This window comes from Acidovorax sp. K2F (assembly GCF_025246485.1).
Taxonomy (GTDB): Bacteria; Pseudomonadota; Gammaproteobacteria; order Burkholderiales; family Burkholderiaceae_C; genus Acidovorax; species Acidovorax delafieldii.
On sequence record NZ_JAOBSQ010000048.1, the window covers coordinates 1 to 23,752 of the forward strand.

Here is a 23,752-nt window from a genome sequence, read left to right on the forward strand (position 1 = left end):
TACACCCGTGTTGTCCGACTTCACGCGGACCTTCACGTTGTAGTCCACCACGCGCTTGACAGGGACCAAGACCTTCATTGCTGCGGCTCCTAGAGAGTTGGTTGAATTGACGTTTACGTAAACTAGAACATTCTATGTCGCACTGCAGCGAAAGCGCTACGGAGCCACCACACAGACTGCACAATCATAAAAAAGAACGATCGTGCTTTTTGTGAATTATAGGCGAGTGAACCAGGCCAGTGTCTAGAGTTTGCTGTCGCCTGCGCTACCGGGCGCCCGCCGGGGTATCACCCTGCAACCGGATCAACCCGCCGAAGCCGGTGCTGGCGCGGGCGCCCCGCCCGGCGACATCGCTGCAGGGACTGCGCCATCGACCTGCACATGCATGACCCGCTGGGGGTAAGGGATTTCGATCTGGTGGGCCCGCAGCGCACTCAGGATGGCCCGGTTGATGTCCGAGCGCAGTCCCAGGGATCCGTTTTCAGGGTCTGCAATCCAGAAGCCCACGGTGAACTCCAGCCCATCGGCCCCAAAGGCCGACAGCGCGGCGCTGGGGGCGGGGTCGCGCAGCACGCGCGGGCTGACCAGGGCGGCATCGGTGAGCAACTGGGCCACCTTGTCCACATCGCTCTCATAGGCCACGCTGACCACGGTGGACATCCACACGCGCGGGTCTGACAGCGACAGGTTTTCCACCCGCTGGGTGATCAAGAGTTCGTTGGGCACGATGGATTCGCGCCCCGAGGGCGAGCGTATGACGGTGTAGCGGGCATTGATTTGCGTGATGCGCCCCTCGAACGTATCGAGCTTGACGTTGTCGCCGATGCGCATGCTGCGCTCGGCCAGGATCACAAAACCGCTCACATAGTTGGCCGCGAGCTTCTGCAGGCCAAAGCCAATGCCCACGCCGACCGCACCGCCCAGTACCGACAGCGCAGTCAGGTCGATGCCCACCGACGACAAGGCCACCAGCAACCCCACAAACACCAGCAGCGCCCGCACCGCGTTGCTCACCGCCTTGCGCAGCGATAGCTCGGCACCTGTGGCCGAGCGCAGCAGCCGCGACTCGATGGCCGCCGAGATCCACAGGGCAATCAGCAGCACTGCCGCTGCGGTGACCGCCCCTTCGATGATGGTGCGCACCGACAGCGTCGCCCCGCCCACTTTCCAGTGGATCTGGTCCAGCTCGTCCAGCACCAGCGACAGCAGTCCGGTGACCCACAGCACCATGCCCAGCCACGCCATCCAGGAGATGGAGCGCTCGATGGGCCGCACCCAGGCAGCGTCCGGATAGGCCACCTGCAGCACCTTCACGCCAATGCGAATGACCACCAGCGCCACCAGCACCGGGATCGCAATCTTGAAAGCCGCCAGCGCCACCCAATGGTGCAGCAGGGTGCGCGCGATGTAGGCCAGACTCAGCAGCACCAGCGGGAACAGCGCGCCATCCACGATCCGCACACCAAACAGGATGGAGCGCGGGTCGCCCCGGCGCAGGCCGCGCTGGAGCAGCGCCACCAGCCCCCAGGCCAGGCCCACGCAGACTGCCAAAACAGCCAGCTCCACCAGCACCGTGGGGCTGAGAAAGGCCTGCACCCACAGGCCCACATCGTCGAGCATCGGCTTGTCCATCGTGCTGTGCCTCAACGCTTCCAGGCGGGCTGGCGTTTTTCGGCAAACGCACGGGCGCCCTCCTGGGCGGCCGGGTCCATCATGTTGGTGGCCATGGTCTGGCCTGCCAGCTGGTAGGCGGCATCAATGCCCAGCTCGCGCTGCTGGTACACCAGCGCCTTGCCCATGGCCACGGCCACACGGGGCTTTTGCAGGATGGATTGCACCAGTTGCTCGACCTCGGCATCCAGCGCATCGGCGGGCACCACCCGGTTCACCAGCCCTTGCGCGAGTGCCGTGGGCGCATCCATGAAGTCGCCGGTGAGCAACATTTCCATCGCCCGCTTGGCGGGCACATTGCGCACCAACGGCACGCTCGGCGTTGCGCAGAACAGGCCGTAGTGGATGCCACTGGTGGCAAAACTCGCGCTGTCGGCCGCCGCGGCCAGGTCACACTGCGCCACCAGCTGGCAGCCTGCGGCCGTCGCCATGCCCTGAACCCTGGCGATCACGGGTACTGGCAGCTTGTGGATGGTCAGCATCATGCGGCTGCATTGCGCAAACAGCTTTTGGTAGTACGCCAGGTTCGGGTTCGCCGCCATGTCCTTGAGGTTGTGCCCGGCACAGAAGGCCTTGCCTGCTGCGGCCAGCACGACCACGCGCACAGCCTCGTCGCGGCCCGCTTCGTCCAGCGCCTGTTGCAGGGCTGTCAGCATTTCAGAGCCCAACGCATTGAAGCGTGCAGGGTCGTTCAAGGTGAGGGTGATCACACCGCGCGTATCACGGGTGATCAGCAGCAGCTCGTCAGAATTTGGAATCGTCATGTTGTTTCTCCTGTGCACAGCAATGCGAGGGGCGTTTGAAACAGGCGCGCATGAGGCCAGTGCTACCGTGGAGCTGGCTCCGCCAGGCCACGGGTGGCGTCCCCCTCAGGGGGGAGACGCCGCAGGCGGCTCAGGGGGAGTCAAAGATCAGCCAGGACCCGCAGATGCGCCTCGACGCTGCGCGCCAGCGGCCCCATCACGTAGCCACCCTCCAGGCACGACACGATGCGGCCCTTGGAGTAGCGCCGGGCCACGTCCTTCACGCGCTGGGTGATCCAGGTGTAGTCCTGCTCGGTCAGGCCCAGCTGGCCCATGTCGTCCTCGCGGTGGCCGTCAAAGCCCGCGCTCACAAAAATCATCTCGGGCTTGAAGGCCTCCAGCCGGGGCATCCACATCATCTCGATGATCTCGCGGATGTCCATGCCGCGTGTGTACGCGGGCACCGGCACGTTGACCATGTTGGGGGCGGGATCGTGGTCGCCGCTGTAGGGATAGAACGGATGCTGGAAGATGCTGACCATCAGCGCCCGCGGGTCATTGGCCAGGATGTCCTCGGTGCCGTTGCCGTGGTGCACATCAAAGTCCACCACCGCCACGCGCTGCAGGTTGTAGCGCTGCAGCGCATATTTCACCGCAACCGCCACGTTGTTGAAAAAGCAAAAGCCCATCGCTTTGTCGCGGCAGGCATGGTGCCCCGGGGGGCGCACGGAGCAGAAGGCATTTTCGACCTCGCCCGCCATCACCGCGTCGGTGGCGGCCAGCGCAGCACCCGCGGCGCGCAGCGAGGCCTTCCAGGTGTGGGCGTTGATGGAGGTGTCGGTGTCAATCTGCGCATAGCTGGGGCCGCCGGCCATCAGCTCTTCGTTGAGCCGGTCAGACATCCCGCGCAAGGCCGCGATGTGCATGCGGCCATGGGCCAGTTCGATGTCGGCCAGCGAGGCTTCCGGGGCTTCGTAGCGCTCCAGCGCATCCCCTACGCCGGTGACCAGTAAACGGTCTTCAATCGCATCCAGCCGCTCGGGGCATTCGGGGTGGCCCGGGCCCATCTCGTGCTTCCAACAATCCCGATGGGTGAAATAGCCCGTCTTGCTCACAGTCTTGTCCCCGCGTCTCGCATTTTTTGCCGTTTTTCGGATAACGTCGTGCCATGAATGCACAGCACAAGATCAAATCGCTTCTGGATCAGCTTAACACGGTGATCGTGGGCAAAAAGGCCCAGGTTCAGGACTGCGTGGCCTGCCTGCTGGCGGGGGGGCATCTGCTCATTGAAGACGTGCCGGGTGTGGGCAAGACCACATTGGCGCACGCGTTGTCCCACACCTTTGGGCTGCAGTTTTCGCGCGTCCAGTTCACTGCCGACCTCATGCCCAGCGACCTGACCGGCGTGTCGGTATACGAACGTGGCAAGGAAGCCTTTGTGTTCCACCCCGGCCCGGTGTTTGCCCAGGTGCTGCTGGCCGACGAAATCAACCGCGCCAGCCCCAAGACGCAAAGCGCCCTGCTGGAAGCCATGGAAGAAAAGCAGGTGTCGGTCGAGGGCGAAACCCGCGCCCTGCCCCACCCCTTCTTCGTGATCGCCACCCAGAACCCACACGACCAGCTGGGCACCTTTGCGCTGCCCGAGTCGCAACTTGACCGCTTCTTGATGCGCATCTCCATCGGCTACCCCGACCGCGCCGCCGAGCGCCTGCTGCTGTCGGGCGCCGACCGGCGCGACATGGTGAGCAGCCTGCTGCCCCTGCTGTCCGCTGACGAACTGGCCGAGCTGCAGCGCCAGGTGCAGGCCGTGCACACCGCAGAGCCCCTGCTCAACTACGTGCAGGACCTGATCGCCGCCACCCGCTCGGGCCGCTGGTTCCTGCAGGGCCTGTCGCCCCGCGCGGGCATTGCCATGCTGCGCGCCGCCAAGGCCCAGGCGCTCATCAGCGGGCGCGACTATGTGGCGCCGGACGATGTGCAGGCCGTGCTGCCGCAAACCATTGCCCACCGCCTGGTGCCCGTGGGCGACGCCGGGCGCGGCGCGGTCGAGCAGGTCCGCGCCATGGTCGACGCCGTGCCGCTGCCCTGATCGATGGAATCCGCCGCCCACCCTTCCCTCACGACGACCACGGGCTGGCGCGGCCTGGCCGCGCGGCTCAGCCCCGTGGCGCGCCTTCGCAGGCGCTTCCAGCGCTGGTGGCAGGCACGCCTGCCGCTGTCCGACACGCTGCAGCTCACCCAGCGCAATGTCTACATCCTGCCCACCAGCTCGGGCTGGATGCTGGCGCTCACGCTCGTGGTGCTGCTGGTGGCCTCCATCAACTACCAGCTCAACCTGGGCTACCTGCTGACCTTTTTGCTGGCTGGCAGCGCGGTGGTGGGCATGCACATCTGCCACGCCAACCTGCGCGGGCTGACGCTGCACCTGAAGGCACCCGAGCCACATTTTCTGGGCACCAGCACGGCGTTTGAGATCCAGCTGTCCAGTGATCGCAAGTCGCCGCGTTATGGCATTGCCCTGGCCGTGCACGGCACCGGCAAGGCCGAACACCACTGGGCCTGGACCGACGTGCCCGCCCAGGGTCAGGCCAGCGTGCAGGTGGCCTTCCAGCCCGGGCGCCGGGGGCTGCACCGTGTGCCCACCCTGACGGCCGAAACGCGGTTTCCGCTGGGCACCTTCCGCGTGTGGACCTACTGGCGGCCCGCTGCCGAGGTGCTGGTGTACCCCGCGCCGGAGGTGCCGCCACAACCCCTGCCGCCGGGCGAGCCCCGCGCAGGGGGCACGGGCAACGCGCCGTCGCAGGGCATTGGCGAATTCGACGGCGTGCGGGCCTACCGGCGGGGCGACCCGCTCAAACTGGTGGTCTGGAAGAAAGCGGCGAAGTCGCTGGCCACCGGCACCGATGACCTGGTGAGCCGTGACGCGCAACAGGCCCAGCGGCACGAGCTGTGGCTGGACCTGGCCCACGCCGCCTTGCCCAACCATGAGGCACGCGTGTCGCGCCTGACGGCCTGGGTGCTGCAAGCCGACCGCCTGGGCCTGGACTATGGCCTGCGCCTGCCCGGCACCGAGATCGCGCCCGACACGGGGGCCGCCCACCGCCGCCGCTGCCTGGAGGCGTTGGCCCTGTGTTGACCTGCCACTGCCCATTCCTGCCGATTTTGGCCCCTATCGGCTCCAAGCGCATATTCTTATTGCCCGAATAGCTATCAAATAAATAGCGTCATGAAATCCATTCACCCCCGTTCCACCGCACAGCCATGACCCTGCGTCAGACGCTCAACGCACTGCCGCGCGATGCGCGCGACACGCTGTTCCTGCTCGTCGTGATTGCGTGGGTCATCGCCCCGCAGGTCAACGTGTTGCCTGTATGGGCGAGCCTGCTGGCGGCCGGACTGATGCTGTGGCGCGGCTGGCTGGCCTTCAAGGGCCGCCCGCTGCCGACGCGCTGGGTGCTGGCCGTTCCGCTGGTGATCGCGGTGGCGGGCACGCTGTACACCCACCGCACCATCCTGGGCCGTGATGCAGGGGTTACGCTGATCGTGATGCTGCTGGCGCTCAAGATGCTGGAACTGCGCGCGCGGCGCGACGCGCTGGTGGTCTTCTTCCTGGGCTTCTTCACGATGCTCAGCAACTTCTTCTTCTCGCAGTCGCTGTTCACGGCCGCTGCCATGCTGGTGGCGCTGCTGGGGCTGCTCACGGCCCTGGTCAACGCCCACATGCCTGTGGGGCGGCCACCGCTGTCGCAGGCACTGCGCACAGCAGGCACCATGGCGCTGCTGGGCGCGCCCATCATGGCGGCGCTGTTCATGCTGTTCCCGCGCATGGCGCCGCTGTGGGGCATGCCCAGCGACACCATGAGCGGGCGCAGCGGCCTGTCCGGCGTGATGAAGGTGGGCAACATTGCCGAGCTGGCGCTGGACGACACGGTGGCCATGCGCGTGCGGTTTGACACCCCTGACGGCGCCGCGCCACCGCAGAGCGACCTGTACTTCCGCGGCCCGGTGTTCGGCACCTTTGACGGTGTCGAATGGCATCCGGTGTCGCCCCGCCCCGGCGATTACTCGCAGGCACGTGCCAGCACCGTCGCCAACCTGCGCGTGCAAGGCCAGCCTGTGCGCTACGAAGTGACGCTGGAGCCCCACCAGCGCCCCTGGCTGCTGCTGCTGGACGCTGCGGTGGACAAGCCCGCCGTCGCGGGCATGGACACCTTCATGACGCAGGACCTGCAGTGGCTGACCACCCGCGCAGTGACCGATGTGGTGCGCTACAAGGCAGAGAGCTACCCACAGTTTGCCCATGGCCCCAGCGCCCCCAACGCCGCCCTGCGCACCTATACCGAGCTGCCCACCGGCTTCAATCCCCGCACGCTGGCGCTGGCCCAGCAACTGCGCAACGACCCCCAGCTCAACCCCAACCCCGCGCAAGACAACGCCGAGGCCCTCGTCAATGCCGCCCTGAACCGCCTGCGCACCGGCGGATATGTGTACACGCTGGAGCCCGGCGTGTACGGCCAGCACACGGCCGACGAGTTCTGGTTTGACCGCAAGGAAGGGTTTTGTGAACACATCTCCTCGGCCTTTGTGTTGCTGATGCGTGCGCTCGACATTCCGGCCCGCATCGTCACCGGTTACCAGGGCGGCGACCGCAACCCCGTGGACAAGCTCTGGACCGTGCGCCAGAGCGACGCCCATGCCTGGGCCGAAGTCTGGCTCTCCGGCCGGGGCTGGGTGCGGGTGGACCCCACGGGCGCCGTGTCGCCCGGCCGCACGGGGGCCTTTCAGCGGCTGCGCGCGCCCCAAGGGGCGTTTGCCACCGCCATGGGCACGGTCATCAGCCCGGGTCTCGCGCAGAACCTGCGCGCCGTGTGGGAGGCCGTCAACAACAGCTGGAACCAGTGGGTGCTCAACTACACGCAAAGCCGCCAGCTGGACCTGCTCAAGTCCCTGGGCTTTGAGTCGCCCAGCTGGCAGGACCTGACCATGGTGCTGGGCATCCTGATCATCGTGGCGGCCCTCGGGGGCATGGGCTGGAGCCTGTGGGAGCGCAGCCAGCACGACCCCTGGCTGCGCCTGCTGGCCCGCGCGCGCCAGCGCCTGGCCCGCGCCGGGCTGGTGGTGCCCGACACCTTGCCGCCCCGGGCCATGGCCGAACGCGTGCAGGCACAATTCGGCGCACCCGCTGCGGCGGTGGCCGACTGGCTGCTGCGGCTGGAACGCGTGCGCTATGCCCCCCACCCGGAGGCCGCGCTGGGCGATTTGCGGCGGGAGTTCCGCAGCCTCGCCTGGCCGAAACAGTGAATCATCCCCCTGAGCGGCTGCGCCGCTTCCCCCCAGGAGGACGATGCCCTCGCTGCGGGGCGGCCCTTGCTTGGCATCCCTGGTCTTGGAGCGCGCCCGTATCAGACGCTGCAGGGTGCCACAACATGACGAACCATTGACATGAAGAAGACAGCACCATGGACCGCAGCAGCTATATTTTTGATAGCTGCCTGTGCATTACCCGCTAGCGCAAAGCCCGAAAATCAACCCAAACCGGCGACCCAGAAAGCGCATGCCAAAGCCGGCCAGGCCCACCAGGGGCGGGCCAGTGCCAAGGCCCCGGTGCTCTACGCATCGCGCCCTGAGGCCATGGACTTTGCCGACGACCTGGCCACACGGCGGGACCTGGACCGCGAGTGGGTGCGGCAGGCCATCGGGCAGGCGCATTTCTTGCCGCAGGTGCCCCGCCTCATGCTGCCGCCCGCCAAGGGCACGGCCAAGAACTGGCGCGTGTACCGAAGCCGCTTCATCGACCCCATCCGCATCCGTGCAGGCGTGCGGTTCTGGCAGGAGAACCAGGCCACGCTGGAGCGTGCCGAGCGCGAGTTTGGCGTGCCTGCCGAGATCATTGTGGGCATCATCGGGGTAGAGACTATCTACGGCCAGCAGATGGGCACCTTCCGTGTGATGGACGCGCTGGCCACGCTGGCGTTCGACTTTCCCTCCGCCCACCCGCGCGCCAAGGAGCGCACCGAGTTCTTCCGCCGCGAGCTGGAGCAGTTCCTGAGCCTCACCAACCGCAGCAACACCGACCCGTTTGAGCCACGCGGCAGCTATGCCGGCGCCATGGGCCTGGGCCAGTTCATGCCATCGAGCTGGGTGCGCTACGCGGTGGACTTTGATAGCGACGGCCGCGTGGACCTGTTCAAGAGCCCGGCCGACGCCATTGGCTCGGTGGCCAACTACTTCCGCGGCCACGGCTGGACGCCCGGCATGCCCACGCACTTTGGGGTGCAGTTCGACAATGCGCGCCTGCAGCTGGACGACCTGCTCGCCCCCGACATCCTGCCCACCTTCAGTGCCGCCAGCATGTTGGCCAAGGGCGCTGTGCTCGATGCCCAGGGCGTGCAGCACACGGGCCCGCTGGCGCTGGTGGAACTGCAAAACGGCAACGATGCACCCAGCTACGTGGCAGGCACCGAAAACTTCTACGCCATCACGCGCTACAACTGGTCGAGCTACTACGCCATGGCCGTCATCGAGCTGGGGCGCGAGGTGGCGGCGGCGCGCTGACCGCTGCCCCACCGCTGCGAGCCACTCGCTGAACGGCGCAACCCGGGGGTTTCTGCGGGCTCGAAGCCCCCGCCCAGCACACTTGTGCAAGTCAGTCCACAATGCCCGGCTTTGACCGCTTGTACAGCGGCCCGGCCACGGCGGCGCGCCCTGGCCCTCCCAGAGAACCCTCCCAATGCCTGCATCACCTTCTCCAGCACCCGACACGGACGCCATCGTCCGTGTACGCGGCCTGAGCAAAACCTACGCCGGCGGCTTTCAGGCACTCAAGAACATCGACCTGGACATCCGGCGCGGCGAGATCTTTGCCCTGCTGGGGCCCAATGGCGCGGGCAAGACCACGCTGATCAGCGTGATTTGTGGCATGAGCAATGCCACGGCGGGGTCCGTCACGGCCGATGGGCACGACACGGTGCGCGACTACCGCGCAGCCCGCGCTGCCATTGGCCTGGTGCCCCAGGAGCTGCACACCGACTCGTTCGAGACGGTGTGGGCCACGGTGAACTTCAGCCGTGGGCTTTTCGGCAAGGCCCCCAACCCCGCGTACATCGAGAAAATCCTCAAGGACCTGTCGCTGTGGGACAAGAAGGACAACAAGATCCTCGCGCTGTCGGGCGGCATGAAACGCCGCGTGCTGATCGCCAAGGCACTGTCGCACGAGCCCAAGATTTTGTTTCTGGACGAGCCCAGCGCCGGCGTGGATGTGGAGCTGCGCCACGACATGTGGCGCCTGGTGCGGGAACTGCGTGACGCGGGCACCACCATCATCCTGACCACCCACTACCTGGAAGAAGCCGAGGACATGGCCGACCGCATCGGCGTGATCCGCAAGGGCGAGTTGATCGTGGTGGAAGACAAGGCCGTGCTGATGCGCAAGCTGGGCAAGAAAGCGCTGGCCATCACGCTGCAGCAGCCCATGGCGCAAGTGCCCGCACCGCTCGCCCGCTGGCCTCTGGCCCTGAGCCAGGACGGCACCGTCCTGACGTACACCTTCGACACGCAGCAGGAAGACACCGGCATCGCCGCCCTGCTGCGCGCCCTGACCGAGCACGGCATCGACTTCAAGGACCTGCACTCCAGCGAAAGCTCGCTCGAAGACATCTTCGTCAGCCTGGTGCACCAGGACAAGGTCCCCACCCCTTCGCCCCAGAAAGCGATCCCAGCATGACCGGTGTGAACCTGCATGGCGTGCGCGCCATCTACCGCTTCGAAATGAACCGCGCCTTCCGCACCTGGATGCAAAGCCTCATTGCGCCCGTGCTCACCACCGCGCTGTACTTCATCGTCTTCGGCTCCGCCATTGGCTCGCGCATGGGCGACATCGGCGGGGTGAGCTATGGCGCCTACATCATCCCCGGCCTGCTCATGCTGTCGCTGCTCTCCGAAAGCATCTCCAACTCGGCCTTTGGCATCTACATGCCCAAATGGTCGGGCACCATCTACGAACTGCTGAGCGCGCCGGTCAACTGGGTGGAGGTGCTGCTGGGCTACGTGGGTGCGGCAGCCAGCAAGTCGCTGCTGGTGTCGGTGCTCATCCTGTCCACCGCCCGGGTGTTTGTTCCGTACGAGGTGGCGCACCCCGTGTGGATGGTGGGCTTTTTGGTGCTCACGGCCGTCACGTTCTGCCTGTTCGGCTTCCTCATTGGCCTGTGGGCGGACAGCTTTCAAAAGCTGCAGGTCATCCCGCTGCTGGTGATCACGCCGCTCACCTTTCTGGGTGGGGCGTTTTACAGCATCAGCATGCTGCCACCGTTCTGGCAGACCGTCTCGTTGTTCAACCCGGTGGTCTATCTCATCAGCGGGCTGCGGTGGGCGTTCTATGGCCATGCCGACGTGCACATCGCGGTGAGCACCAGCATGACCTTGGTGTTCATGGCCCTGTGCCTCGCCGTGGTGCGGTGGGTGTTCAAGACGGGCCACCGCATCCGGCGCTGAGCGCGATCACCCCGGCCGCCCCGGCCGCCCGGGGCGGACCCACGCATCAGTAACGCTGCATCTGGCAGCTGTGCGGTTGCTGCGCCTTGGCCGCCGCAATCTGCCGCACCACGCGGAAGCCGTAGCCCGAGCCTTCCACGTCGAACTTCACGCCGGGGGCGCCTTTCTTGTCCATCACGCCCACCGCCAAGGCCTGCTGGAACTGGTGGTCGGCCGCGCGCATGGTGCCGCCCTGGCCGGCCAGTTGCACGTTGGCCGACTCCATCTGGCGCGCAACGGCCACCACATCGGTGCTGCCCGCGCGCTCGATGGACTGGGCGAGGGCCTCCACCATCAGCTGCATGCGCATGTGCACGTAGTCGTCCTGCGGCTTGGGAAAGCGTGTGCGGAAGGATTGGTAGAACGCCTCGCTTTGCGCGCCCGGCACGTTGGGCAGCCAGTCGGCCACGGCCACCACCTTGCCGATGCCCGCGTCGCCAATCGCGGCGGGAGCGCCCAGCGCGTTGCCATAGAAGGTGTAGAAGCTGCCCTCGTAGCCCACATCCCGCGCGGCCTTGACCAGCAGCGTGAGGTCATTGCCCCAGTTGCCGGTGACCACGGCCTGCGCGCCGCTGGTCTTGATCTTGACGGCATAAGGCGCAAAGTCCTTCACGCGGCCGATGGGGTGCAGCTCTTCGCCCACCACCGCCACATCGGGGCGCTGGGCAGCCAGCTGCTTCTTGGCCTCGCGCAGCACGGCCTGGCCAAAGCTGTAGTCCTGGCCGATGAGGTAGACGCTCTTCAAGGCCTTGTCCTCGCGCATCACCTCCATCAGCGCGGCCATGCGCATGTCGGCATGGGCATCAAAACGGAAGTGCCAGAAGCTGCACTTCTCGTTGGTGAGGATGGGGTCCACCGCCGAGTAGTTGAGGAACAGCACGCGCTTGTTCGGCTCGCGCTCGTTGTGCTTGTTGATGGCCTCGATCAGCACGGCGGCCGTGGACGACGAATTGCCCTGCAGGATGACCTGCGCACCATCGTCAATCGCGGCGCGCAGGGCAGACAGGGCTTCTTCGTTCTGGCCCTTGCTGTCGTAGCGCTCCAGCACCAGCGGGCGGGGGCCGCCGCTGCTGGCAGGCAGCTGCACGCCGCCGCGTGCGTTCACGCGCTCCATGGCCCAGTAGATATTGCGGTACACAGCCTCGCCCGTGTTGGCAAAAGGGCCCGACAGGCTTTCGATGAGCGCCAGCTTGACCGGCCTGGCCTGGGCCACGGCTGCCGAGGGCGGGGTCTGCGCTTGCGCGGCAGGCGCCAACGCCACGGCGCCTGCAAGGGCCACTGCGGCTGCCCAAACGGTGTGACGTAATGCCGCAGCGCCTGATTTCAAGCCCACAGATTGCAATTTATTCATGGCATTTTTCCCTTGAAATGCGGCGTGGCCGCACACACCTCTCTGCCATGCGGCGACCACGTCGAGAGCCGCGCAGTGTATAGGAGTTACCCATGATCTTCGCCCCCGTGATCCGCCGCGCAGCTTATGCCCAAGCCCCCCGTTCCGCCGACCTGGCGCTGCAACGTTTTCTGATGGGCGCGCTGGCACAGCCTGCCGCAGCACCCGCTGCGGGCTGCACCGTGACGCAGGACGAAAAGGCCACCACCTTGCAGCTGGACGTACCCGGCCTGGCCCGCGAACAGCTCTCGATCAGCATTGAAGGCCAGGTGGTGCAGGTGCAAAGCGTGGAAGGCGCACCGCGCAAGGTGCAGCGCGCGTGGGAGCTGCCCACCGAGATCGATGCCAGCGCCAGCACCGCCAAGCTGGAAAACGGCGTGCTGACCCTGACGCTGGTCCGCCTGGAGCCCGTGAGCAAGGCCACCACGCTGACCATTCACTGAAGCCAGCCGCTCCCAAGGCGATGGCGCATGACGGCCATCGCTATATTTTCAATAGCAATCAAGGCATGATGCACTAGCGCTTCATGCCTTTTTTGCTTGTTTTTTCTTCCAGGGCACCCGGTCAGACGCCATTCGGCAGCCAGCCCACGGCCTTGCTCACTCGTGCCGTAGCGCATCGATGGGGTCCATGCGTGCCGCGCGCCGCGCCGGGAAGTAGCCAAACACCACACCGATCCCGGCCGAAAACACAAACGACAGCAGGTTCACGCCAGGGTTGAACAGGTAGGGCACCCCCATCAGCCCCGATAGCGCCAGGGACGCGCCCGTGGCCAGCACGATGCCGATGAGCCCACCCAGCGCGGCCAGCACCACGGCCTCGATCAGGAACTGCAGCAACACCTCGCGCTCCAGCGCGCCAATGGCCAGGCGCAGGCCAATCTCGCGCGTGCGCTCGGTCACGCTCACCAGCATGATGTTCATGATGCCGATGCCGCCCACCAGCAGGCTCACGGCTGCCACGGCGCCCAGCAGCGTGGTCAGCACCTTGGTGGTGCCCGAGAGCGTGTCCGCCAGCTGCTTGGTGTCGAGCACATTGAAATTGTCTTCGTCCGAGTCCGACAGCTTGCGCAGCTCGCGCAGCAGTTGCGTGAGGCTGGCCTTCACCCGCTCGGGGTCGCTGCCGTCCTTCATCGACACCAGCAGCGTGTTCACTCGCGTGTTGCCCGTCACGCGGCGCTGCAGCGTGCGCAGCGGCACCAACACGGTGTCGTCCTGGTCGTTGCCAAACGCACCCTGCCCTTTGGACGCCAGCACGCCCACCACCTCGCACGAAAACGCCTTCACGCGCAGCTGGCCGCCCACGGCATCGGCGGTGCCAAACAGCTCGCGCCGCACGGTCTCGCCGATCAGGCACACGGCAGCGCCCGCGCGCAATTCAGCGTCGGTAAAGACGCGGCCCGTGCGCACGGTCCAGTTGCCGGTCTCCAGCCAGGCGTTGGTGCTGCCGATCACACTGGTCGTCCAGTTGCGCCCGCCCACCACCGCCGTGGCGGCGGCACGCGCCTCGGGCGCCACGGCCAGGATGCCGCCGATCTGCTGCGCGATCATGTCGGCATCGGTGTCCTTGAAGGCCGGGGCGCCGGTGCCGCCGCCGGGCCCCATGCGCTGGCCGGGACGCACCTGCAGCAGGTTGGTGCCCAGGCCCGAGATCTGGTTCTGGATGGCCAGCGTGGCGCCATTGCCCAGCGTGACCATGGTGATCACCGCGCTCACGCCGATCACGATGCCCAGGATGGTGAGGAAGGAGCGCATGAGATTGCGCCGGATGGAGCGCAGCGCCAGCAGCAGGGTGTTGAGCAACATCAGTGGCCCCCTGAATCCGCAGTGACCACGTTCGATATGTTCGATACAGCTACAGCATCAGCGTCCAGGCCCTTGGGGTGTGGGTTGGCCGCATCGCTGTCCACCACGCCATCGACAAACCGCACGATGCGCCGCGCGTACTGCGCCATGTCGGGCTCGTGCGTGACCATCAGCACGGTGATGCCGTGATCGGCGTTCAGGCGCCACAGCAGCTCCATGATCTCGACACTGCGCTGGGTGTCGAGGTTGCCGGTGGGCTCGTCGGCCAGCAGCACATCGGGCTCGGTGACGATGGCGCGCGCAATGGCCACGCGCTGCTGCTGCCCGCCCGACAGCTCGGCGGGCGTGTGGTGTTCCCAGCCCTTGAGGCCCACCGCTTCCAGCGCACGCGCGGCCGCTGCGTGGCGCGCGGTGGCCGACTCACCCCGGTATAGCAGAGGCAGCTCCACATTCTCTTGCGCCGAAGTGCGCGCCAGCAGGTTGAAGCCCTGGAACACAAAGCCAAAGTAGCGCCGCCGCAGCCGTGCCCGCTCGTCGCGCGAGAGCGACTCCACATGCACACCCTTGAACAGGTATTCGCCCGTGGTGGGCCGGTCCAGGCAGCCCAGCGTATTCATGGCGGTGGACTTGCCTGAGCCGCTGGGGCCCATGATGGCCACAAAGTCGCCCTGCGCAATGTCGAGATGAACGCCCTTGAGCGCCTGAAAGGCCAGCGCCCCTTCGCCATAGACCTTGGTCACGCCACGCAGGCGGATGATGGGGGTGTCGCCCGCCACGCTCATGGCTTGGCCCCGGCCGCGCGCTGGTCGGTGATCACGGCCATGCCGGGCGTGAGGCCCTCGCCCGTGACCTCGGTATGGCGGCCATCGCTGATGCCCACCTGCACATCGATGGGCTTGGCGGCGCCGTCCTGCAGCACCCACACCTGCCGCGTCTTGCCCGCGCCATCGCCCGCCTCGCCCCCCGCACCCGGTTTGCGTGGGCCCGAGCCAGACCGTGGCATGCGCGGCATGAGCTGCGACATGATGCCGCCACCACTGCCGCTGCCCGACGCGCCGGGCTTGGCACCACCCGCTCCGGGCTTCGCATCGGCCCCTGCGGCCTGCGCAGGCGTGAAGCGCAGCGCCGTGTTGGGCACCAGCAGCACGTCCTTGCGTTCAGTGGAAGTGATGGTGGCAGCGGCCGTCATGCCGGGGCGCAGGCTCATGTCGCTGTTGTTCACCTCCAGCCAGGTGATGTAGGTGACCACGTTGTCCGTCTTGGTGGAGCCAAACGAGACGCGCGTGACCTGGGCCGGGTAGCGGCGCGAGGGATAGGCACTGACCGTGAAGCTCGCGTCCTGCCCCACTTTGACCGAGCCCACATCGGCCTCGTCCACGCTCACATCCAGCCGCAGCCGCGTGAGGTCTTCGGCCACGGTGAACAGCGTCACCGCTTGCAGCGAAGCGGCCACGGCGTTGCCAGGCTCCACCGTGCGGGTCAGCACCACGCCGTCGATGGGCGAGCGGATGGAGGCCTTGGACAGGTTGATCTCGTCGGTGGACAGCGCGGCGCGTGCGTCCTCGACCGTGGCGCGGGCGCTGGTTTCATCGGCGCGGGCGCGGTCCAGCGTGGCGCGACCTGCGTCCAGCTCGGAGGCCGAGGGCACCTTGCCGCCGGACAGGCGGGCCACTTCTTCGAGCCGGCCAAAGTTGGCAATGGCCTCCTTGGTGGTGGCCACGGCCTGGGCCAGGCGGGCCTGCGCCGACGCCAGCGAGGCGCGCGAGCGCAGCACCTGCGATTCGAGCTTGGCGGTGTCCAGCTCCACCAGCAGCTGCCCCTTCTTGACCTTGTCGTTCACATCCACCAACACGTTGCGCACAGTGCCCGACAACTCGCTGCCAATGGTGACCGAGCGCGTGGGCTGCAGCGTGCCATTGGCCGACACGGTGAGTGTGAGATTGCCCCGGCGCAGCTCTTCGGTGACATAGGTGGGTGCAGTGCTGGCACTCTGGCGCGACTGCCAGGCATACAAGCCACCGCCCACCACCACGAGCGCGGCCACCCCCAGCCACACGGTAGTGCGCTGCCACCAGCGGCGGGGCCGGTCGGCACCCAGCAAGGCGCTCAGGTCGGCAGGGGCGGATTTGGCGGGTGCAGAAGAAGCTGAGGTGTCGGAATTTGGCATGGGACGTGAATCAGAAAATGGGGGCTGGCAGGCAATGGAGTGGGCGTGTGGAAGGGCTTGTCAGCTGTTCATTCGGCTACCGCCCAGCCGCCGCCCAGCGCCTTGTAGAGGCGCACATGGTCTGCCGCGACCGCAGCGGTAGTGGTGGCCACGCTCTCTTGCGTGGACAGCAGCGTGCGCTGGGTCTCCAGCACCGCCTGAAAGTCGATCAGCCCACTGCTATAGCGCTGCTGCGCCAGCAGCGCGGCATTGCGGGCGGCGTCTGCAGCTGCCGTGAGACGCTCCAGTTTTTCCCGGTCGCCACGCAAGGCCACCAGCGCGTTCTCCACATCCTGCAGCGCCGTGAGCACGGTGGCTTCGTAGGCCACGCGGGCCTGCTCCAGCGCGGCAGACTGCACGCGCACCTGGGCGCGGGCGGCGCCACCATCCAGCAGCGGGATAGACACGCTGCCCAGCAAGGCACTGGTTACCGCACTGCCCCCCGACAACGCGCCCAGCGTGAGGGCACGCAGGCCCAACGAGCCACCGAGGGAGAAGCTGGGGTAGCGCGCCGCATCGGCCTGCGACACGCGCGCCAGGGCGGCTGCAATGCGCTGCTCGGCCGCACGCACATCGGGGCGTTGGCGCAGCGTCTCGGCCGGGATTGCCAGCGCCAGTTCTGCGGTGGGCTGCGGCACGGGCGCGCTGGCGGCCAGCTTGGCATCCAGGGCACCTGGCACCTGGCCTGTCAGCACGGCCAGGCTGTAGCGCGACTGCGCCAGGCTGGCTTCCAGGCTGGGAATCTGCGCGGCGGTCTGCTCGGCCGCTGCACGGGCCTGCTCGGTGACGAGCGAGGTGGTGAGCCCGGCCTGCAGGCGCCACTGGGTGAGCTGCAGGGTCTCTTGCTGGCTGGCCAGGTTGCTGCGCGCAATGGCCAGGCGCTGCTGCAGCCCGCGCAGCTCGATGTAGTTGACGGCCACCTCGGCGGCCAGCGATACCTGAACGTCAGCCAGGCTGGCCTCGGCCGCGCGGGCGTCAGCCTCGCTGGCGCTCACGCCGCTACGCAGGCGGCCAAACACATCGGGCTCCCAGCTCGCATCAAAACCGGCCTGGAACGTGTTACCGGTGCTGTTGCTGGCCCGGCTGCGCTGCGCCGAAGCCGATGCACCCACGCTGGGCAGCAGGCCGGCCGACTGCACATCCACCTGCGCACGCGCCTGCTGCAGCGCGGCCTGGGCGGTGCGCACGCTGCTGTTGGCGCGCAAGGCTTGCTCGACCAGCGAGGTAAGCACCGCATCGTCAAACCGCTGCCACCACTGGGCCAGGGATGTAGCCGTAGCCCCTTGCGCTGTGCCGTTGCCCCCCGCAGACCAGGCCGGGGGAACGGCCACTGCGGGCAATGCGCGATCCGTGGGAGCCAGGCTGGCACACCCGGCGGTGGCTAGCACGCACAAAAACAAAGCCGTTTGCCTCCACGGCACAGCACGCAAAGGTTGCGCTGCGCGGGCAGTGGGTGTGCCGGTAGAGGCAAGTGGGAGAAAACGCATGGGCGATGGCTACGCAGGGGAAAACCCCATTGTGAGCAGCGATTGCGCCAACAACGTACCCACTGGGTCAAGCCCGCGTAAAGAATTGATGCAAGGCAAAGGTCACGCAACTGCATGCCGACGCATACGCATGCGTAGAGCGGGTGAGCGTGCTTTACCGCGCAGACGGCCCCACACGCAAGGGGCCGGGGTGCCGCTCAGTGCGCGAGCCGCGACTCGTCCCGGAACAGCACCACCGGCGCCAACGCGCGGGCCCGGTATTCGCTGGGGCTGCACCCCACATGCGAGCGGAACGCCCGGCTGAAATGCGCGCTGTTGCTGAAGCCCCAGGACAACGCAATGTCAGTGACCGAGCGCTGCGCATGCGCCGGGTGGCGCAGGTCGCGCAGACAGGCCTCCAGCCGCCGGCGCTGGATCATGGCGGCCAGGGTTTCCTCGTCATCGGCCACCGCGTTGTACAGGTGCCGCTTGCTGCAGTTGAGCGCCTGGGCCATGCGGTCGATGGTGAGGTCGGGGTCGCCCAGGTGCCGGTCGATGTATTGGCTGATGCGGTCACGCAGGGCTTCACGCTGCGACAGCAGGCTTTGCTGCCCGTTGCGCTCCAGCAGCGACAGCTGCACCAGGTGCGTGATCACATCGGCCACGCCATCGGCGGCGGCGTCGGACATGGTGGGCAGCTCGGCAAACGCGGCGCGCATGGTGTCCCATGCCAGCCGCGACACGCCGCTGGTGCCCGAGAACCGCTGCACCATCAGATCATCGAGCTTGAGCTTGCGCTCGGGCAGTTGTTCCTTCGGGATCATCAGCACCATCTGGCGCACGGCCTCGGGGTTGCTCACGGCATAGGCGCGCGTGGTGTCGTACACGCTCCACTCACCCGGCGACAACCATACCTGGCGACCGTTCTGCTCGAAGCACGCGCGCCCTTCGAGCTGGGCCACCACCTTGATGTAGGCCCGGTCGCTGCCCCGAATGAGGCTGGGGGTGCGCACTACGCGGTGGCGGCTCACGTCCAGCTGGCACAGGTTCACATAGCCCGCCTGGCCCGAGGTGATGTGGCCTGCAAAGGCATCGTCACCAAACGCGTCGGACTCCAGCCCGCCAATCAGGCGCCACACCGCATCGCCCCACAGGTGCAGGCGGTCGCGCGCAGGCACGGCGTCGGTGGATACCTCGGTCAGGGGATGGGCCATGGTGTCTCCAGTGCGGGTTGCGCAAGCCTGATGGTTATGCGGCTGAATTATCGGACGCCCCGTTACCCCGTGCCACCGAGGGAAATCCGGGTAAACCCGCTGCCGTCTGCACGCTGAGGCAAGCGTTTTGTGCACGCTGAGCGCAGCGCGCAGGGGCTGGTCTCCCTACGATTCCCGGCACGGCGTGCACCACGCAGGCCCCATCCGAGGAGACACACAATGACAGCACACCAACCCTCCAAGCGCCAGTGGATCAAGGGCGCCGCCGCCACGGTCGGCACCCTGGCCGTGGCACCCCAGCTGTGGGCCCAGGGCAGCAGCGCGGCATCCGTGCGCATCGGCTACGCCATCGCCCGCACCGGCCCCTGGGCGGCCGGTGCCCAGGTGAGCCAGGAGCCCAACTACCTGCTGTGGGCCGAACAGGTGAACGCAGCGGGTGGCCTGAGCGTGAAGGGCACCAAGCGCCCCATCGAACTCATTGGCTACGACGACCGCAGCGAGACCGAGACCTGCGTGCGCACCTACGAAAAGCTGATGGGCAGCGACAAGGTGGACCTGATCCTGCCGCCCTGGGGCTCGGGCGCCAACTTCGCCATCGCGCCGCTGGCCAACCGCTTCGGCTACCCGCTGCTGGCACCCACGGCGTTGTCGCGCAAGCTGATCGACATGAACCTGCCGTACTTCTTCTCGCTGCTGCAGCAGCCCGACAAGATGATGGGTGCGCTGGTGGACATGCTGGTGGCCAACAACGTCAAGACCATTGCCATCGTCTACATGGACGACCTGTTTGGCCTGGAGAACTTCGCCGCGCTGAACAACGCGCTCAAGAAGACCAGCATCCAGGTGCTGGAGCGCAAGAGCTACCCGCTGGGCGTGAAGGACCTGGCGCCCGTGCTGCGCGGCATCAAGGACCAGAACCCCGACGCCTTCATCGGCATCACCTACCCGCCCGACACCATCCTGGCCAGCCGCCAGGCGCGCGAGGTGGGCCTGAACCCCAAGTTCTTTTACGCATCGGTGGGCACGGCCTTCCAGCTGTACAAGAACGTGATGCAGGCCAACACCGAAGGCGTGATCGGCATGGGCTCGTGGAGCGTGAAAACCAGCCCCGAGGCCAAGGCGTACTTCGACGCGCACGTGAAGAAGTTCAACAAGGAGCCCGACCGCTGGGCCAGCGGCCATGCCTGGGCAAGCCTGCAGATCCTGCAGCAGGCCGTGGAGAAGGCGGGCCTGGACCGCAAGGCCCTGCGCGAGCACATCGCCAAGAACGAGTTCCAGACCATCCTGGGCGGCATCCGCTTCCAGGGCAGCGAGAACGCGTCCATCCCCGGCACCGTGAGCCAGTGGCAGGGCAGCGACTTCGAAGTCGTGTGGCCCAAGGACCGCGCCACCGCGCAGTTGAACACCGCGAAACCAGCCTGGAAATAACAAAGTGTCTCTGACTTCCTGGGCCGAACTGGTAGCCAGTGGCCTCATTACCGGCGGCATCTATGCGCTGGTGGCCATGGGCCTGAACCTGCAGTACGGGCTAATGCGCATCATGAACATCTCGCATGGCGAGTTCCTGATGCTGGGCGCCTTCCTCACCTGGTCCGCGCACACCCTATGGGGCATCTCGCCGCTGCTGCTCATGCCGCTGGCTTTCATCGCATTGTTTGTTTTGGGGGTGGTGGTGCACGCGCTGTGCTTCAAGCGCCTGGCAGCGCGCGCGCCCAATGTGGACGTGTTCGAGGCGCGCAGCCTGATGGTGGGCTTTGGCCTGATGTTCCTGGTGCAGAACACTGCCCTGCTGATCTGGGGCGGTGACCTGCGTGGCTATGAATACCTGGCCGACCCGGTGCAGATTGCGGGCATGCGTTTCACTGAAAACAAGCTGGTGCTGTTTGGCGTGGCACTGGCGCTGTCGGCCGCGCTGATCGCGCTGCTCAAGCTCACGCTGCTGGGCAAGGCCGTGCGGGCACTGATGCAGTCGCCCACGGGCGCGCAGTTGGTGGGCATCAACACCCGGCGACTGCATCCCATGATGTTCGGCATCGGCCTGGGCCTGTCGGGCGTGGCGGGAGCGCTGCTGTCGATGACGTATGAGATTTCCCCGTCGATGGGGGAGCCCTACACCGTGACGGCGCTCATCGTCATCACGCTGGGCGGCTTTGGCAGCCTGGCGGGCAGTCTGGCCGGCGGCTTGCTGCTCGGCGTGGTCGAGGCGCTGGGCATGCACTTCAGCAGCCCGTCTCTCAAGATGCTGCTGAGCTATGCAGTGTTCATCGGCGTGCTCATCTGGCGCCCCAACGGACTGTTCTCCAAAAAATGACTTCCCTTCATTCCAACAAGCCTTGGCTGGCCTTGGCAGCGGGGGTGGCGGTGGTCGCCACCCTGCCCTGGCTGGTGTCCGAGTTCGCCACCTCGGTGCTGCTCAGCTGCCTGATGTACATCGCGCTGGCCACCAGCTGGTCGCTGTTCTGCGGTGCCACCCGCTACCTCTCACTCGCCACGTCGGCCTTCTTCGGCATTGGTGCGTACACCAGCGCCACGCTGCTGGGGGTGCTTCCCTGGCCGCTGGTGATTCTGAGCGGCGCCCTGATCGCCACCCTCGTGGCCGTGGTGATGGGCGCCGCCGTGCTGCACCTGCGCGGCACCTACTTTGCCGTGCTCACCTTCGGCATGACCGAGCTGATCCGCCATGCGGTGACCTTTGTCGAAAAGCAGGTCTCGGGCACGGTGGGCCGCGTGCTCACCGTGGTGCCCAGCAACGAGACGGTGTACCTCACGGTGCTGCTGATCGCCGCTGGTGCCATTGCCACCTCCATCGCCATCCAGCGCAGCCGCTTTGGCCTGGCACTGTCGGGCATCGGTGCCGACGAGCAGCGTGCGCAGACGCTGGGCGTGGACACGCGCCTGGCCAAAATCATGGGCTTTGGCATCACTGCCGCGTTTGCCGGTGCTGTGGGCGCTGCCATGGCGGTGCGCTGGACGTACATCGAGCCGGCCGCGGTGTTCAGCCCGTTCATCGGCTTCCAGACGGTGCTGATCGCACTGATCGGCGGCGCGACCAGCATTGGCGGCCCGGTGCTCGCGGCCATCGTGTTCAGCCTGCTGGCCGAAACGTTGCGCCTGCAGCTGCCCTACGGCTACATGATGGTGCTGGGGCTGCTGCTGATCCTGTGCGTGATGTATCTGCCCAATGGCCTGGCCACGCTGTGGCAACGGCGCAAGCCCGCTGCGGAGGCGCACCATGGCTGAGGCACTGCTGACCATCGACAGCGTGACCGTGCGTTTTGGCGGCCTGACCGCCGTGGACGGCGTGAGCGCCACGCTGCACGCGGGCGAGCTGATCGGCATCATCGGCCCCAACGGCGCGGGCAAGACCACGTTCTTCAACGCCATCTCCGGCGTACAGCCACCCACGTCAGGCACGCTGCACTGCGGGGCGGATGACCTGACCGGCAAGGGCCCGCACCACTACGCGGCCCACGGCATTGCGCGCACCTTCCAGACGCCCCGCGTGTTCCCCGACATGACGGTGCGCGACAACGTGCGCTTTGGCATGCAGTTCGCAGGCCGCCACCGCCAGGGCCCGGTGGGCCTGCGCAATGAAGACGAGATCCTGGCGATGCTGGGCCTCACGGCGCTGGCGCAACGCCCTGCCGCCGATGTGACGCCATCGCAGCAGCGCCTGCTGGAGATCGGCATGGCCCTGGGCACACGCCCGCGCCTGCTGCTGCTCGACGAGGTGGCCGCGGGCCTGACCGAATCCGAGGTGGACGCCATGGCCCAGCGCATCCGCCGTCTGCGCGATGACTGGGGTCTGACGGTGGTGTGGATCGAGCATGCGGTGACCACGCTGCTCCAATACGTGGAGCGCGTGCTGGTGCTGCACCAGGGCCGCAAGATTGCCGACGGCACGCCCGCCGAAGTGGTGCGCGACCCCCATGTGATCGAGGCCTATCTGGGTGACGAAATGACAGCCACCAGCGAAGGAGCCACGGCATGAGCGGCGCACACCTCACCGTGCAGAACCTGACCACGGGCTACCACGGCTTTCAGGTGCTGCAGGACCTGACACTGGAAGCCGCGCCCGGCATCACCGTCATCGTGGGCCCCAACGGCGCGGGCAAGACCACGCTGCTCAAGGCCCTGGCGGGCCTGCTGCCGCGCCAGGGCGCGGTGACGCTCGACGGCCAGGCCGTGCCTGCGATGAACGCCACGGCCTGCGTGCAACGCGGCCTGGCGCTGGTCGCCGAGGGCCGCCAGCTCTTCCCACAGATGACGGTGACCGAGAACCTGGAGCTGGGCGGCTGGCTGGTGCCGTCGCGGGTGCGCGCCGAGCGGTTGCACCAAGCGTTTGAAGACTTTCCCCGCCTCAAGGAACGCGCCACACAGCTCGCCGGCACCATGAGCGGTGGCGAGCAGCAGATGGTGGCCGTGGCCCGCGCCATGATGAGCGGGCCGCGCCTGTTGATGCTGGACGAGCCCTCGCTGGGCCTGGCGCCGCGCATGGTCGATGAGCTGCTCGCCATCGTGCAGCGCATTGCCGCACAGGGCGTCACCGTGCTCATGGTGGAGCAAAACGTGCGCAAGGCACTGCAGATCGCGCAGCGCGGCTATGTGCTGGAGCGAGGACGCATCGTGGCGTCTGGCGAGGCATCGACCCTGCTGCAGTCCGACGTGGTGCGCCAGGCCTACCTCGGCGTGGCCTGAATACCTTCCCCCTTTTTTCATCTGTTCTTT

Annotated in this window: 21 protein-coding genes and 1 pseudogene; 12 read left to right on the forward strand and 10 right to left on the reverse strand. The window is 66.9% G+C overall.

The genetic code is table 11. The features are described 5' to 3' along the window. The 4 genes and pseudogenes from N4G42_RS17570 to N4G42_RS17585 form a co-directional block, all read right to left on the reverse strand. Positions 1-78, reverse strand: a pseudogene (locus N4G42_RS17570) (electron transfer flavoprotein subunit beta/FixA family protein); the annotation flags it as partial. Positions 79-303: 225 nt separating this feature from the next. Next, positions 304-1,632: a mechanosensitive ion channel family protein gene (locus N4G42_RS17575; RefSeq protein WP_260668080.1), complete on the reverse strand. Its 1,329-nt coding sequence runs from the start codon at positions 1,630-1,632 to the stop codon at positions 304-306. 11 nt (positions 1,633-1,643) lie between these two features. Continuing rightward, the gene (locus N4G42_RS17580; protein ID WP_192419819.1) at positions 1,644-2,435 is read right to left on the reverse strand and encodes an enoyl-CoA hydratase; all 792 of its coding nucleotides are present in this window, start codon (positions 2,433-2,435) and stop codon (positions 1,644-1,646) included. 140 nt (positions 2,436-2,575) lie between these two features. Continuing rightward, on the reverse strand, positions 2,576-3,481 hold the full coding sequence (locus N4G42_RS17585; RefSeq protein ID WP_056058384.1) for a histone deacetylase family protein: 906 nt from the start codon (positions 3,479-3,481) through the stop codon (positions 2,576-2,578). 101 nt (positions 3,482-3,582) lie between these two features. Between N4G42_RS17585 and N4G42_RS17590 the strand changes: the two genes are divergently transcribed. From N4G42_RS17590 to N4G42_RS17615, 6 genes are all read left to right on the forward strand, one after another. Next, on the forward strand, positions 3,583-4,503 hold the full coding sequence (locus tag N4G42_RS17590) for an AAA family ATPase (protein WP_260668081.1): 921 nt from the start codon (positions 3,583-3,585) through the stop codon (positions 4,501-4,503). Positions 4,504-4,506: 3 nt separating this feature from the next. Then, positions 4,507-5,550 (forward strand): DUF58 domain-containing protein, encoded by a 1,044-nt coding sequence (locus N4G42_RS17595; RefSeq protein ID WP_056058379.1) that lies wholly within the window; start codon positions 4,507-4,509, stop codon positions 5,548-5,550. A gap of 125 nt (positions 5,551-5,675) precedes the next feature. Continuing rightward, a complete protein-coding gene (locus N4G42_RS17600) occupies positions 5,676-7,715 on the forward strand; it encodes a DUF3488 and transglutaminase-like domain-containing protein (protein WP_260668082.1) in 2,040 nt (679 codons plus the stop codon). 141 nt (positions 7,716-7,856) lie between these two features. Next, positions 7,857-8,969: a lytic murein transglycosylase B gene (gene mltB / locus N4G42_RS17605; protein WP_260668083.1), complete on the forward strand. Its 1,113-nt coding sequence runs from the start codon at positions 7,857-7,859 to the stop codon at positions 8,967-8,969. A gap of 175 nt (positions 8,970-9,144) precedes the next feature. Continuing rightward, entirely contained in the window at positions 9,145-10,137 is a 993-nt protein-coding gene (locus tag N4G42_RS17610) for an ABC transporter ATP-binding protein (RefSeq protein ID WP_260668084.1), read from the forward strand. Between the two features lie 5 nt (positions 10,138-10,142). Further along, the gene (locus N4G42_RS17615; protein WP_056744038.1) at positions 10,143-10,904 is read left to right on the forward strand and encodes an ABC transporter permease; all 762 of its coding nucleotides are present in this window, start codon (positions 10,143-10,145) and stop codon (positions 10,902-10,904) included. Between the two features lie 46 nt (positions 10,905-10,950). Here N4G42_RS17615 and N4G42_RS17620 read toward each other — a convergent pair whose 3' ends face one another. Next, entirely contained in the window at positions 10,951-12,294 is a 1,344-nt protein-coding gene (locus tag N4G42_RS17620) for a branched-chain amino acid ABC transporter substrate-binding protein (protein WP_099730806.1), read from the reverse strand. Positions 12,295-12,386: 92 nt separating this feature from the next. Between N4G42_RS17620 and N4G42_RS17625 the strand changes: the two genes are divergently transcribed. Next, positions 12,387-12,776, forward strand: a complete 390-nt coding sequence (locus tag N4G42_RS17625; protein WP_099730807.1) for an Hsp20/alpha crystallin family protein — start codon at positions 12,387-12,389, stop codon at positions 12,774-12,776. Between the two features lie 156 nt (positions 12,777-12,932). On the opposite strand, the gene N4G42_RS17630 is transcribed toward N4G42_RS17625, so the two are convergent. From N4G42_RS17630 to N4G42_RS17650, 5 genes are all read right to left on the reverse strand, one after another. Further along, the gene (locus N4G42_RS17630; RefSeq protein ID WP_116747602.1) at positions 12,933-14,138 is read right to left on the reverse strand and encodes an ABC transporter permease; all 1,206 of its coding nucleotides are present in this window, start codon (positions 14,136-14,138) and stop codon (positions 12,933-12,935) included. After that, positions 14,138-14,920 carry an ABC transporter ATP-binding protein gene (locus tag N4G42_RS17635; protein WP_260668086.1) on the reverse strand — a complete coding sequence of 261 codons (783 nt, stop codon included), beginning with the start codon at positions 14,918-14,920 and terminating at the stop codon, positions 14,138-14,140. The genes N4G42_RS17630 and N4G42_RS17635 overlap by 1 nt, the downstream gene beginning before the upstream one ends. After that, a complete protein-coding gene (locus tag N4G42_RS17640; RefSeq protein WP_260668087.1) occupies positions 14,917-16,305 on the reverse strand; it encodes an efflux RND transporter periplasmic adaptor subunit in 1,389 nt (462 codons plus the stop codon). Before N4G42_RS17640 ends, N4G42_RS17635 begins: the two co-directional genes overlap by 4 nt. Positions 16,306-16,373: 68 nt before the next feature. Further along, positions 16,374-17,732, reverse strand: coding sequence for an efflux transporter outer membrane subunit (locus N4G42_RS17645; RefSeq protein ID WP_260668088.1), 1,359 nt, complete (start codon positions 17,730-17,732; stop codon positions 16,374-16,376). Positions 17,733-18,028: 296 nt separating this feature from the next. Further along, on the reverse strand, positions 18,029-19,024 hold the full coding sequence (locus tag N4G42_RS17650) for a helix-turn-helix domain-containing protein (protein WP_260668089.1): 996 nt from the start codon (positions 19,022-19,024) through the stop codon (positions 18,029-18,031). A gap of 219 nt (positions 19,025-19,243) precedes the next feature. On the opposite strand from N4G42_RS17650, the gene N4G42_RS17655 reads away from it, so the two are divergent. Genes N4G42_RS17655 through N4G42_RS17675 form a run of 5 tightly spaced genes read left to right on the forward strand, consistent with a single transcriptional unit; the run spans position 19,244 to position 23,722 of the window. After that, the gene (locus N4G42_RS17655; RefSeq protein ID WP_260668090.1) at positions 19,244-20,452 is read left to right on the forward strand and encodes an amino acid ABC transporter substrate-binding protein; all 1,209 of its coding nucleotides are present in this window, start codon (positions 19,244-19,246) and stop codon (positions 20,450-20,452) included. Between the two features lie 4 nt (positions 20,453-20,456). Next, positions 20,457-21,335 (forward strand): branched-chain amino acid ABC transporter permease, encoded by an 879-nt coding sequence (locus N4G42_RS17660; RefSeq protein ID WP_099730813.1) that lies wholly within the window; start codon positions 20,457-20,459, stop codon positions 21,333-21,335. Further along, entirely contained in the window at positions 21,332-22,264 is a 933-nt protein-coding gene (locus N4G42_RS17665) for a branched-chain amino acid ABC transporter permease (RefSeq protein ID WP_260668091.1), read from the forward strand. The genes N4G42_RS17660 and N4G42_RS17665 overlap by 4 nt, the downstream gene beginning before the upstream one ends. Beyond that, positions 22,257-23,015 carry an ABC transporter ATP-binding protein gene (locus N4G42_RS17670; RefSeq protein WP_260668092.1) on the forward strand — a complete coding sequence of 253 codons (759 nt, stop codon included), beginning with the start codon at positions 22,257-22,259 and terminating at the stop codon, positions 23,013-23,015. The genes N4G42_RS17665 and N4G42_RS17670 overlap by 8 nt, the downstream gene beginning before the upstream one ends. After that, positions 23,012-23,722 carry an ABC transporter ATP-binding protein gene (locus tag N4G42_RS17675; protein WP_260668093.1) on the forward strand — a complete coding sequence of 237 codons (711 nt, stop codon included), beginning with the start codon at positions 23,012-23,014 and terminating at the stop codon, positions 23,720-23,722. The genes N4G42_RS17670 and N4G42_RS17675 overlap by 4 nt, the downstream gene beginning before the upstream one ends. Positions 23,723-23,752: the final 30 nt, after the last annotated feature.